Source organism: Nostoc sp., from assembly GCF_036917515.1.
GTDB lineage: Bacteria > Cyanobacteriota > Cyanobacteriia > Cyanobacteriales > Nostocaceae > Nostoc.
In genome coordinates this window covers 1-11,994 of the sequence record NZ_JBALDE010000039.1, presented here as the reverse complement: position 1 = coordinate 11,994, position 11,994 = coordinate 1, and the positions used below count along the sequence as shown (strand labels likewise).

11 protein-coding genes and 1 pseudogene are annotated in these 11,994 nt (G+C 39.4%); 2 read left to right on the top strand and 10 right to left on the bottom strand.

Features of this window, described 5'->3' with window-relative positions:
* Nucleotides 1–185 precede the first annotated feature (185 nt).
* A complete protein-coding gene (locus tag V7K89_RS04700; RefSeq protein ID WP_335184805.1) occupies nt 186–656 on the top strand; it encodes a DUF4079 domain-containing protein in 471 nt (156 codons plus the stop codon).
* Nucleotides 657–761: 105 nt separating this feature from the next.
* Here V7K89_RS04700 and V7K89_RS04695 read toward each other — a convergent pair whose 3' ends face one another.
* Nucleotides 762–1,433, bottom strand: a complete 672-nt coding sequence (locus tag V7K89_RS04695) for a DUF1997 domain-containing protein (protein ID WP_335184804.1) — start codon at nt 1,431–1,433, stop codon at nt 762–764.
* A gap of 179 nt (nt 1,434–1,612) precedes the next feature.
* Between V7K89_RS04695 and V7K89_RS04690 the strand changes: the two genes are divergently transcribed.
* The gene (locus tag V7K89_RS04690; protein WP_335184802.1) at nt 1,613–2,269 is read left to right on the top strand and encodes an NAD(P)H-binding protein; all 657 of its coding nucleotides are present in this window, start codon (nt 1,613–1,615) and stop codon (nt 2,267–2,269) included.
* Nucleotides 2,270–2,448: 179 nt separating this feature from the next.
* Here V7K89_RS04690 and V7K89_RS04685 read toward each other — a convergent pair.
* From V7K89_RS04685 to hpsA, 9 genes and pseudogenes are all read right to left on the bottom strand, one after another.
* Nucleotides 2,449–3,064 (bottom strand): annotated as a pseudogene (locus tag V7K89_RS04685) (TIGR04282 family arsenosugar biosynthesis glycosyltransferase).
* A gap of 150 nt (nt 3,065–3,214) precedes the next feature.
* The gene (locus tag V7K89_RS04680) at nt 3,215–3,778 is read right to left on the bottom strand and encodes a pilus assembly FimT family protein (protein ID WP_335184801.1); all 564 of its coding nucleotides are present in this window, start codon (nt 3,776–3,778) and stop codon (nt 3,215–3,217) included.
* Nucleotides 3,744–4,799 (bottom strand): glycosyltransferase, encoded by a 1,056-nt coding sequence (locus V7K89_RS04675; protein WP_335184799.1) that lies wholly within the window; start codon nt 4,797–4,799, stop codon nt 3,744–3,746. Before V7K89_RS04675 ends, V7K89_RS04680 begins: the two co-directional genes overlap by 35 nt.
* A complete protein-coding gene (hpsE, locus tag V7K89_RS04670) occupies nt 4,796–5,785 on the bottom strand; it encodes a hormogonium polysaccharide biosynthesis glycosyltransferase HpsE (protein WP_335184797.1) in 990 nt (329 codons plus the stop codon). Before hpsE (V7K89_RS04670) ends, V7K89_RS04675 begins: the two co-directional genes overlap by 4 nt.
* A gap of 24 nt (nt 5,786–5,809) precedes the next feature.
* Complete coding sequence (gene hpsE, locus V7K89_RS04665) at nt 5,810–6,778, bottom strand: hormogonium polysaccharide biosynthesis glycosyltransferase HpsE (RefSeq protein ID WP_335184795.1); 969 nt, start codon at nt 6,776–6,778, stop codon at nt 5,810–5,812.
* A gap of 184 nt (nt 6,779–6,962) precedes the next feature.
* Entirely contained in the window at nt 6,963–7,682 is a 720-nt protein-coding gene (locus V7K89_RS04660) for a pilus assembly FimT family protein (protein WP_335184793.1), read from the bottom strand.
* A 28-nt stretch (nt 7,683–7,710) separates the two neighbouring features.
* The gene (gene hpsC, locus V7K89_RS04655) at nt 7,711–8,745 is read right to left on the bottom strand and encodes a hormogonium polysaccharide secretion pseudopilin HpsC (protein ID WP_335184792.1); all 1,035 of its coding nucleotides are present in this window, start codon (nt 8,743–8,745) and stop codon (nt 7,711–7,713) included.
* A gap of 128 nt (nt 8,746–8,873) precedes the next feature.
* Nucleotides 8,874–9,575, bottom strand: coding sequence for a hormogonium polysaccharide secretion pseudopilin HpsB (gene hpsB, locus V7K89_RS04650; protein ID WP_335184790.1), 702 nt, complete (start codon nt 9,573–9,575; stop codon nt 8,874–8,876).
* Between the two features lie 26 nt (nt 9,576–9,601).
* Complete coding sequence (gene hpsA / locus V7K89_RS04645) at nt 9,602–11,911, bottom strand: hormogonium polysaccharide biosynthesis protein HpsA (RefSeq protein ID WP_335184835.1); 2,310 nt, start codon at nt 11,909–11,911, stop codon at nt 9,602–9,604.
* Nucleotides 11,912–11,994 lie beyond the last annotated feature (83 nt).

Sequence of the window (11,994 nt, the reverse complement as noted above, 5' to 3'; positions counted from 1 at the left end):
CCACACAGGGGATTTTGTTCGTCTACCCTCAAAATTTAGTCTGAGATTGTTTATCCACTTTGGCAAGAGGCTGAAGGAAAATAGTCGGTGAGGATGGTGAGTCTCTTTTAATTTGTGCCTATTTAAGCACAGAAAATAGAGTTATGCTAATTTTTATGAAGATTTAATGATTAGGCGAGAACACGATGAGTCTGGAACTTTCTACGTCGGTAAAATATTGGCTGAACTTCATTCATCCGGTGCTGATGTGGGCGCTATTAGCACTCTCAATTTATGCTGCCTATTTGGGGCTGCAAGTACAGCGTACCAGAAATGCTCAGGGCGAAGAAAAGAAACAACTGATTAAAGGTAGATATAACGTCAAACACTACCAAATGGGGTCTATACTCCTAGCTTTGATGGTAGCAGGTGCAATCGCTGCTATGGCTGTCACTTACATCAATAATGGCAAATTGTTTTTCGGTTCTCACTTACTAGCAGGCCTGGGTATGACGAGTTTGATTGCATTTTCTGCTGCTTTGTCTCCTTATATGCAGAAAGGGGCAAATTGGGCACGTGCAACTCACATTTTGTTGAATTTTATCCTTTTGGGACTTTTTGCTTGGCAGGCTGTTACTGGGGTGCAAATTGTCCAAAAAATTCTCACTCAAGCATAGTTAAGTATTTAGAAGTCCAGAGTTTTTTTGACTCTTGATTGGAGGCGGAGCGTCTTTGGCTCCGCTTTTGACCGGAGGCGGAGTGTCTTTGGCTTTGTGCTTGAATTACCGCTTTTGTTTAGAATTAGCAGGAAACGGTATTTCCAAAGATTTATGAAAATCTTCTTGAACTTTGCGAGTTAAGCGGCGGGAAACTTGGCGGACAATTTGGTTAAGTAAGCGATCGCCTGTAGATTGAATTATAGACTGGGGTAATCGCTGAATAAACCGGGGAAAGTGAAGATAAACTATCAAATCCAATTCCCATTCAACTCTTGTAACCTTACCAATGCTGTTGGAAACATCGGTTTCTTTTAACTGTAGAGATGCGTGATAGTCTACGTCATAACCAGGCGGTTGGTAGTCAGGAATGGGGATTGTACGAATGCGGTAAATACCCTCCTCTGGGGGTAACAATTCCAAACCTATTTTCGGTTCTACTTCATAACCAAAAGAACCAAAACGACCAATTACCAAAGCATAGCCATTTTCTCCAAGCGATTGTACCTTCATGGGTTCAGCGCAGCGCGCAAACCATGAGGCGTGAGCATTGAGATACTCAGCAACTTTCTCTACTGGGGCAGCCATTTCCATAAAATCTTGATAACGACCGTAAAATTTTGTAAGCGTCGCTACATTTGTTTCTGTTAAAGTGTCCTTGGCTTCTTGGCTGGATGCTACAGGTAAAATTGCTTCTGTTATTTCCCAGGATTGATATTCGCCTTTTCTTGAAAGCATAAATGCATCACTGTATATTTTGGCGTTAGTCTATATTTAATGATTCCCCACATACCTGGGTCATTTCGCATTCAGATTCCATTTTGACCAAAACCTCATTAATCTGCGAGCGGTTCCATAAAATTACTAAAATAAAGAACTGAACAAGCACACAATAGTTTCCCAGAATAGCATTTATCATGAAAGCATTTGTAGCAGGGGCAACAGGTGAAACAGGTCGCCGGATTGTGCAAGAATTGATAGCGCGGAATATTCCCGTCCGGGCCTTGGTGCGGGATATAGAGAAAGCTAGGGGTATTCTGTCTCCTGAAGCCGAATTAGTAGTAGGCGACGTGTTACAACCAGAAAGTTTATCTGCCGCGTTGGGAGATAGCACAGTTGTGTTGGTTGCGACTGGAGCAAAACCTAGCTTTGACCCCACTGGCCCCTATAAAGTGGATTTTGAAGGGACTAAAAATTTAGTAGATGCTGCTAAGGCAAAGGGAATTGAGCATCTCATCTTAGTTTCTTCTTTGTGTACTTCCCAACTTTTCCATCCGCTGAACTTGTTTTGGCTAATTTTGTTGTGGAAAAAACAAGCTGAAGAGTATATTCAAAAAAGTGGTCTTACTTATACGATTGTCCGGCCTGGAGGGTTGAAGAATGAAGACAACTCCGACCACATCGTGATGCAGAGTGCAGATACATTGTTTGATGGTAGCATCCCCAGGCAGAAAGTCGCCCAAGTTGTTGTTGAGGCGCTGTTTGAAGCAGATGCACGCAATAAAATTGTTGAAATTGTTGCTAAACCTGAAGCAGTCTCAAAAAGTTTTAAGGAGCTATTTCAGCAGTGCTGATATTCCACAGGATTTTATTGCTTCTGCTGCTTATTCTCATCCTCAAGACGATCGGCTCACATCTTTATGGAAAAGTAATGCCTACGCACTTTTTCAATTATCTTGCATTATCTAAATTGACCCCCCTCTGATTCCACTCCCTAGAACGATCGCTCCATCTCTCCTGCAAGAGCTTGTTCTCAAATTGGCAGATCCTCCGGTCGGTTAACATCAGCTAAGGGCAACAAGTTCACGTGTAATAAATTAAGTTTCTGGGCAATATCCACGGTTTTGTGGAATACTTTAGCAGTTCCCCACTCAATATTAACGAATAACTCCGGGATGGGTTGGCACAAACCTATTAAGTAATATCCACTATTGATCGCAGGCTCAAGTACAAGGTCAAATGCGTGTAACTCCTCAAAGGCTGTTGTTAAAATCTGGATATTCAATCTAGGGCAATCTGTACCAATGATAACTACTTTTTCTGCACCAGATTGAAAAGCATCAAAAAGCAATCGCGCCATCTGCAAACCTAGATCCCCTTCACCTTGAGACTGGTAAACCAAATCCAACCCCAGCCAGTCTTGCATAAGTTGCGAATCACCACCTGCAAAGCGCACTTCTACAGATATGTCAATGGCTTTTTGCAATTCTTGAATCTGAAATATTGTATGCTCAGTCATTTGCCGTTGAAGATTGGCAACACCAACATTTCCCAAAACAGGTATCCAATCGGGTTTTTGTCTTACCTGCTTCTGGATAGCGAGTGAAAATAATCAGGTGCTGTTTTGAGTTTGCTGGTAAGTTCAGCACACAATACCTTGTTTAATTGAATAAAAAATATCTTAAACCACATCTATTTTGAGAACCATAGTTTTTAAAAGTAGTGGGAGCATATTGAAACTTTTCAGTAGTAGTGGGCAAAATTGCCTGTACTACTCAAGATTTCAAAATGGACGAGATTTAATAGCAATACTTGCCGTTGTCGGCTCTAGCATGTTCTTTTGCTGTTCGCATTGACCCTAAAAGTGTTGAAACAATAACACAACGTTTAGCTTTACCACCAAATTTACTGGATAACGTGATCCTTCCTAAATCTTTAGCGTTACCTTTGTAGTCAAATGGAACTTTTTGTATACTACTTAGTGAAGGTTGGAAGTTTGTTTCAGAATCTAGGCGTATATTAGAATCTAAGTTATTCCAGTTAGCGTTAGATGGATTTACTGTAACAGGATGAACTGCCCATTGAACAATATTATTTTGTTCACGAAAGCTTGCTTGCCAAGTCAATTTTTCCTTAGTAGCTTGCCTTTGAGCGTGACGCATAGCATAGTAAACCTCCTTTTGAGCAGTGTTGAGGCGGCTAGTGTCTACAAGAGCTAGCCAGTTACTTATTCCTAGTGTAGCTAATATACCAATTAACACAATAACTACTAACATCTCTAGTAAGGTAAAACCACTGTTAGAGTACTTATTGCAAAGATTTTTTGCATTAATTAGAGATCGTAAATGCACCTGGATATTCATCTTTACTTTCTGTACGATTTTCAGTTACCCAGATGTTGAGCAATCCTTCAGTTTCTTGGCTTCTTATTTCGCGTCGATTAATAATATTGTAAAGCAAGGTGGGCGAAATAAAAATTATGACAATTTTCAATAACAATTTTAAGGTGAAATTTATGTTCTTAAGTCTTGAAAGGTCATTAAGAAAATACTTCCACAGAAATCTAGCCGATGCTAAACTTTTTTGTCGATTAAACGGCTTTTGTAGGGCTTTACAGGTCAGGTATTTGTATAAGTTTGCTAGGCTTATATTCCAACTATGCTTAAGTGTTGAAGGTCTTTCCTTGTAGGCTGTCTCAAGTACTCGTAAACAGGCTTTTTCCTGTCTGACAAGATTGCAAGAAACTGAATTAGCACTTATGCGATATAAGATTTGTACAGATGGTACACATATAAAATCCAACTTAGAGGCTAATCGCAGCCACATATCCCAATCCTGAGCCGCAGTTAGAGATTCATCAAAGCCACCTAACTTAATTAAAGCCTCTCTACAAATTAAGGGATTGGAGCCATTCTCTAGAAAGTTATTTAGCAATAAACTTTCATAAATATTTGCATTTAAATTGATGCGCTTACCTGAAAGCACAAATTTACCATTCGCATCAATATAATCAGTCCAACTGTAAGCAACTTTCGCAGTCGAATTTTCTTGCAGAGCCTTTAATTGAGATTCAAGTTTATCAGGTGTCCAAAGATCATCTGCATCTAAGAAACTAACAAATTCTCCAACTGCACGGTTTAGTCCTCGGTTACGACTAACATTTCCGCCAGCGTTGGGATAAGAAAATATTTTTATTCGAGCGTCTTTAATTTGTGTAATTATCTCTAAAGTTGAATCTTGCGAACCATCGTTTATTACAATTAATTCAAAGTTAGTAAAAGTTTGATTTAAAACAGATTGAATTGTTTCTTTAATGGTTTTTTCGCTATTGTAAGCTGGTATAATTACAGAAATAGCTGTTACATCAAAAGTTGATTTAATCATTTTGTTGTATTTCCTAAAATTCTGTCTACTTTCCATTTTAGAGAATAAAAAGGACTGATCATACTAGCCGAGTAAAAATTAATTTCAAAAAGAATAATTAAATTACTTTTTAACTGACCTCTATACTTAATAAGATGCTGTAATACTCGTTGTAGATTTCCCAAGATAGTTTTAACTAAAACTATTGGTTTTTGCCAGGTTTTAGCATTGATTAAGCGTAGCTGGAAAATACACAGACCACAACCACGCGCTAGCAGCAGCAAATAATCTTGTTCTAACCTCCAATGTGGGATTTGATGATTGATATGCATGGCAGGATTATACCAGATTTTCCAACCTGCTTTGTGTAAATATAAGAGAGCTTCTGTATCATCTCCCCCAACCATCAATTTACTCAGTCTACCCTTAAAAACCAATTCTTCAGGCACACTTTCACACCAAGCTTGCTTACGAACAACCAACCCAGCACCTGGAGGAAGTCTTAAATTATCTGCATCAAATAAATATGGTTGTAGTCCGTGTTCCCTGATAGCTAGAAAGGCTTGAATTCTTGTAAAATCTTTTGGGGGGCTTACTTCAAAATCACCGTGGATTTGACCACTCCAGGCACCAGCATGAGGATTCTCTTTGCCAAAAGTATAAGATTGGAAAACCCAATCAGATGCTGGGAGATTATCATCATCTATGAATGCAATAAACTCACCTCTAGCCTCATTGATAGCCCGCGTTCTTGCAAAGGCTATTCCCTGTTGTTTTTCCTGAAAATACCTCAATATAAAGTTTTTATTACAAATTTGTTGGTAAGAATCAGTTACTTGATTCGTCTCATCTTTACTATTATTGTCAATAATAATAACTTCCCAACTTAGACCTTCTAACCCTATCTGATTGAGTAACAAATCTAAAACTTTAGGTAAACGCTTTGCGCCATTGTATGTAGGAATAGCTACTGTAAAATCTAATTTTTCAAGTACATACTTGTCCATTTTTATAAAAAAACTAATTATTTTTTAATTATATTTTTTAGTTAAATAGCCATTCTTCCAAAGATAAAAAGGACTAATGAAGCTGCTTAAAAACAGTTGCATTTCGCAAGCAGCTACTAAATCAGTTCTCAACACAGTTCGATATTTAAGTAGGTGTAAAACAATTTTACGTAAGTCATTTATCAAATAAGCTAAAAAAGCAACTGGTCTATATATCTGTTTTACATTAACCATTCTAGTTACATAACGGCTAAGTCCAATACCTTTAAAAAATGGAATTAAATAATCTTTTTGCAAACGAAACTTTGGTATTTTGTGAGAAATTTCCATTTCTGGGTTATACCAAATTTCCCATCCTGCTTTTTGGATATAAGACAACATTTCTAAGTCTTCACTGGTAAGCATACTGCCTTTAATTCTCCCAGTTAAAATAGGCTTATCTGGTACACTTTCTAACCAGACTTGTTTACGGACAACAAGTCCAGCAGATGGTGGTAGCAATTTTTTAGCTGCTTCATATAATAGCGGTAGATTACCTCGCTCTGTAATTGCCAAGAATGGAGCAATACGCTGAAAGTTTTCCGGTGGTTCTACTTCCCAGTCAGGATGAATTTGGCTGCCATAAGCTCCCGCCTTCGGATACTTTTCACCAAAAGTATAAGCTGCTGATAGCCAATTTGATACTGGATAGTTGTCATCATCTAGAAAACCTATGAATCTACCTTTAGCTTCTAAAACTGCTTTTTTTCGTGCATAAGCTGCGCCTTGTTTTGCTTCAAAGCAATACTTTAAAGGGTAAGGATATCGCCAATCTTTTTGATAGGTTTGAACAACGTTAGCTGTATTATCAGTGCTGTTATTGTCTACAACTATAATTTCCCAAGATAAATTTTCGGTGTAAAGTTGGTTTTGTAGTCGTTCTAGTAGTTCAGGCAAACGACTTTCACCGTTATAAGTTGGGATAGCTATAGTAAAATCAAGGTTCTCAGTCATTATCCGAAAAGTATATTTTGATGATGCTTTTTATTATGTTCAGGCAATGGCTAATTTATCAATGGCTCTTATAAATCTATCAAACATTAAAACTGCACATGATGTTTCAATTTTGCTATCAAGGTGCAGTTTTATGTACAGCAATATTACGTATTTTTAAAGAAATATTTGGTATTTAAATTACTTAACTGCATTTATCATCTTTTGCTGTCAGCATTGAGCCTAAGAGAGTTTTCACAATAACGCATCGCTTTACGCTACTAGCCAATGCAGAATTTGTAGAGCTTGGTATAGCAACCACTATTTTTAACCCCGGTGGCTCTGTACCTGCTGCCACTGTTCCAAAGTTATTTGGCAGAGTTAGAGCTCCCATATAGTCAAAGGTAATTTTTGCAGATGTACTTAAAGGATAAGATACAGGAGAATTAGTAGTAGTACTAGCAATGTTTTCCCCACTAAGATTTCCGCCTAGCAAAAATTTATCAGAATTGGCTCCCACATCAGCCGCTAAAGGTTTCCATGTCCATGTTGCGGCTGCTGCATCGGCACGATAAATAGCAACCTCTACATTTTGGGTTGTGCTATTTCTCTGAAAACTGACACTGTAGCTAAGTTTTTTGTTTTTAGCTTCCCGTTGTGCTTGTTTTAGTGCGGTGAAAACGGTGTCGTTAATTTTATTTATCCGTTGCCGATTTACAAAGGCAGCCCAACCAGGAGCTGCGATCGCTGCTAAAATTCCTACTAATAGCATTACTACTATTAATTCTATCAGGCTAAAACCAGCATCTTTTTGGAAGTATGGGAATACGTAGCGAAGTCTGTTTGCTAAACATTGCGATTTTAATGTTTCCACCACAAATCGTTTAGGAATTTTGTTTAACCTCAATAAAGCTGCAACATGCATACAATACCTTTAATTGATTAGCTAGAGGTTATTTAGTAAATAAAAATCCGTGTCCTTGTACCCGAATACTCGAACTTGGAAAATAAGTTTTTGTGTTAGCAGTGTAACCTAAGTTATTATTTTGTAGGCGAGCAAGTGCGTTGCCTTTGATGTACACCTGTGCTAGTACTTCGTTGGCATCGACACAAGCAAAAAATCCACTTGTTTGACTGCCTACAAGTTTTGAACCAGGGTTTGTACCAGGGCAATCTGTAGCCGCAGCAGGTGAAGCGGCAGTACCAGTGTTAATTGTAAAGCCAGGGGCAGTAGTGCTAATGTAATCAACCAAAGTCACGACTTGATTAGTATAATCGGCTGATGCAGCCTGCCATTGATTCATCTTGTTTTTGAGCGTAGCACCGCTCTTATTTAGTGGTGGTGGATTAAATCCAGTATCACTTGCACTTCCTGTTGCATTAGCATAAGCTGCATTCACTGGACCTTGAAGTTCAAACCTACCAATACGTGCTTCTTGAGACCAGGTAGGGTTGTCCTTATTTGGATTTGTGATTAAGTAGTATGCTACCAATGAATAAGCAAAGCCATCATCTGTATTTGCGGCACTAGTCTGAGTTGTGGCAGTTATTCCAACACTATCAGGTTTAAGCTCACGTTTCCAAAAGACAAGTATTGGTGTACAAACACTCGGATTGCTGCCGCTAGTAGGACTACAGCTAGAAGCGGATTTGACTGGTGGTATTTGGTCTTTAATGCCTGAACTACTAATAGTAGTAGTATTTGTGTTTTGGGTAACACCATCAGCATCATAAATGTAAACGGCTTGCTCTAAGTCGCGAGCAATATAATCTAATGCTGCTTGGATTTCTTGCTCAGAAGTTGCTTTGGCTTGTTCTTTGCGATCGCCATCTAGAATATTAATCATAAAGGCCATTAAAGGCGTTATGATTAGCACTGCCATTACCATAGCTACTAGCAACTCAATCAGTGTAAAGCCGCTAATTGTTTTATTTATTCCAGAGCTTTTTAATTGAGTACTCAGGATAAATTTCAGTGAATTTCTCATCCTGCGGTTTCCCTTTTTTTGACAGATATTTAAGAATAGACTTCTTGCATAAATATTTATTTGCGTCACACAGAGGCGTATGAGAAAGATTCTAAAATTGGAAATTTTGCAAGAAGTCTAATTAAAATTCAATTGCAACCGCCCGTGTAGCGGGCGCAAAGGTCGCTGTATTTAGGCACAGTGTCGTTAATATCTGTTGTCATTTCTACTACAGGTGCTTTGCGCTGACCAACGCCTCCGGTGAAAGTAGCTTGTGTTGTCTTAGTTGTGGAAGTGTTCTTGAGTAGAGTAGTGGTTTCTTTGAAAGCATCAGCTCTGTAAACCCGCACTCCTAAAGCATATCCACTAGTAGCACTACTACTAGCTAAGTTGTAGCGAAAACCTTGTATAATCATGTCTGTAACACTGGTGTTTTCGCAGCCACCACTACTATCAAAATCAACACAGTACAAAGATGTACCAGTTGGGGCTGTGCAGTAAGAATTTGCTGTTGTGCAAGTTAGAGTTCTCGTCGCTGTAGGAGCGGCGTATGCAGTTAGGGTATCAGTTCCTGTTGAGGTGGGAGCGGCAATTTTCTTTGTCTTTACCGCATCAATGTATGATTTAGCAGCTTGTGTGGCTAATTCTATCCGTCTGGATTGTATACGGGTTGCTACTGACAGGGAAAGAACAGGTGCGATCGCAACTAGCAAAATGCTAACTACAAGTATCGCTACCAAAGATTCAATAATTGTGAAACCCCCTTCGCTATGTCGTAGGTAGGATACAGATGTATTACCTACTTCAGTTGCCTGTAACCCTTGTTTGTTAGCTTTTTTCCATATCAACATGGTAATTTACCCAATATTTACAGCATTTATAGCGAGTCAGATGGTATATCTGATGGAGATGGGCAGCCGCTTGGGCGATATTCATCAGGAACTGCTTTTGCATAAGTTACTGTCACTCCTGTTGTCGGGATACCTGTCTGGTTACTAGCTTCCCCGGCACAGAGCAATGTTTTCACCCAGGTATCATCTCGACCAACTTCCCTAAAGAACTCATTCGGGCGACCTGTTGGAGGCGCTGTAAACCTTTGGGCAAACAGGTCTGGTTGCTCTGATAACAGACCAACATCAAACCCCCACTTTCTATTTGGTGCTGCATAGAAAGGTAACAGACCATTAGCGTTTCGAGTTGGGTAAGTGTCTAATGAGTAGTCAAAAATGCTGAGATTATAGTCTTTAGAAGCAGTAGCACTGGATTGTCTGTTTGTGAAAATGGGTGCAATTGGCGCAGTGGAGAAGCTACTCCGTTTTAATTGAATAAAGCTACCGCTGATTTTGGCTGTTCTGGTATCCCAGTTTTCCAGAAACCGCACAAAGTTTTGCAAACCTGATGAAATTTCATCTGTTCTACTGGGACTATTTCCTACTACAAAGGTGGCATTAAATATAGTGTCAGTTGCTTGTTGTAGCCAATTAGACTTAAAGTCATCTCCTGAGGCTACATCGGTTGCATCCGTTCTCAAGTTAGGGGGATTCTTTTTTGCATCATGAATTTCTAAGACTGGTACTAAGAGCGGTTGATTGTCCAAATCAGGACTACCATCACCGTTAGCATCAATGGGGGGGAAATAGAATAGTGGTTTGTTACTTGCGTATACTGCGTAGTCTATGTCTCCTGGGGTAGCTGGGGTATCTGTGGTTCTAAACCAGAGAGTACGGCTGTTAGCATCGCTGTCTGTTAACCCGTAATTAATGCCACTAACAAGTATACCAAGTGTATTATAAGTACACCCATTAATAGAATACAAAAGACCAGTAATATCCAGAGAGCAACCCACACCCATAGGTTTGTACAAACTAGGACTGCTTATAACGAGGTTGTTGTTATTATCACGGGCAAATGCAACTCTACGGGGATAAAGGCGGTCTTTATCTAATGCGCCTTGTAGAGACAACCTAGTTGTATCACCAGCCCCTAGTCGATCCCTGATACTTTTGTTATTTCCAGAAGTTAGGAATGAAGTGAGTGGGAATGGAGCAGTCCAACCTAGTTCACTATTCACAAGTATATTGTCTGCGCCAACCAAGCTAAGCAAACTAGAACCGTAAGCGGCAACTATAGCTTGTCCCAATTGATATGCCTTAACGTCTTTCTCCTTATCGCTGCTATTTACTATTCCGTCTCTATTAACGTCAAACAAAGCTGTGTCATCTAAATCACCATCTCCGTTTCTATCAAAACCGACATACCAGTCACCAGTCCCACATTCTGAAACTGTCAACTTACGGCAAATTTCCATCACATACAAGGGTTGACCATTAACTCGCCGCTGAATTGGAGTCACTCCATTTACTAAGTAAGAGCCGAGAGAAATGCCAGTAGAAATAACGCTAGTGTCTAGTCTGGGATTACCATCACTTGTCCAAAAAGAACTGGTAGAATAGGCATTTTCCCAAAAACCATTTTTCAGACGATTTTGTCTTCTAACATCTAAAGTGGGTACAGCTGTGGGAGTTAAGCCATCTTCCACAGTAATGCCAGTGTTATTATTCAAGTCGTAGTCTGCGAATCTTCGCACACCATCAACGAAACTACCAGAAAGCAAGGTCATTGAATCGGCAATAATCGTTGCTGGTCTCCAAAGGTCGCCCCCAGTTGCAGGACAGCCTGTTCTTCCTGCACGACAGGCAAAGTTAGTATTGGCAGTACTGCGATTATAAAAGTTGACACTTGCTGACTCTATTTCTGTAAATTCCTCAATTTCTGTAGTGCTACTTGTACTTGTACGGTGCAGATTGAAGTCGCCCTTAATATATGCGGGTAAATTTGTTACTAAAATCAAACCTTTTTCTTTAGCAATGTAAGTATTAGCACTAGTTCTTGCTAAAGTTCCCCCATTAATCAGACGAATGCCATTTGGGCGACGAGTTGAGTCTAATCGAAAATCAGTTGGGCTGAGTAACTCTGAGTTAGATACACTGCTTACATCAGTTTCCACGTATGGCTCACTTGCATCGCGCAAGGCATCATCCCTAGTTGCATAAATAATGCCACTGTAAGGCAATAAATACTCGTTAGCTGTTATTGCTGTGGTGGCTATACCACTCGCAGTGGAACTTAAATCAATGTCTGTGACGCGAATTTCTAAAGGTTGACGCTGTTCTAAATCTAAGAGGATGTTTTAAAAGTGAGGGGCTATTGTAAGAAAACTCACAAGGCTTAAGCTGAAAGATTGAAGATATCAGCACCTTGTGAGCAAAT

Coding starts and splice junctions, on each gene's coding strand:
- V7K89_RS04700 (WP_335184805.1), top strand. CDS start 186: ATGAGTCTGGAACTTTCTACGTCGGTAAAATATTGGCTGAACTTCATT.
- V7K89_RS04695 (WP_335184804.1), bottom strand. CDS start 1,433: ATGCTTTCAAGAAAAGGCGAATATCAATCCTGGGAAATAACAGAAGCA.
- V7K89_RS04690 (WP_335184802.1), top strand. CDS start 1,613: ATGAAAGCATTTGTAGCAGGGGCAACAGGTGAAACAGGTCGCCGGATT.
- V7K89_RS04680 (WP_335184801.1), bottom strand. CDS start 3,778: ATGAATATCCAGGTGCATTTACGATCTCTAATTAATGCAAAAAATCTT.
- V7K89_RS04675 (WP_335184799.1), bottom strand. CDS start 4,799: ATGATTAAATCAACTTTTGATGTAACAGCTATTTCTGTAATTATACCA.
- hpsE (WP_335184797.1), bottom strand. CDS start 5,785: ATGGACAAGTATGTACTTGAAAAATTAGATTTTACAGTAGCTATTCCT.
- hpsE (WP_335184795.1), bottom strand. CDS start 6,778: ATGACTGAGAACCTTGATTTTACTATAGCTATCCCAACTTATAACGGT.
- V7K89_RS04660 (WP_335184793.1), bottom strand. CDS start 7,682: ATGCATGTTGCAGCTTTATTGAGGTTAAACAAAATTCCTAAACGATTT.
- hpsC (WP_335184792.1), bottom strand. CDS start 8,745: ATGAGAAATTCACTGAAATTTATCCTGAGTACTCAATTAAAAAGCTCT.
- hpsB (WP_335184790.1), bottom strand. CDS start 9,575: ATGTTGATATGGAAAAAAGCTAACAAACAAGGGTTACAGGCAACTGAA.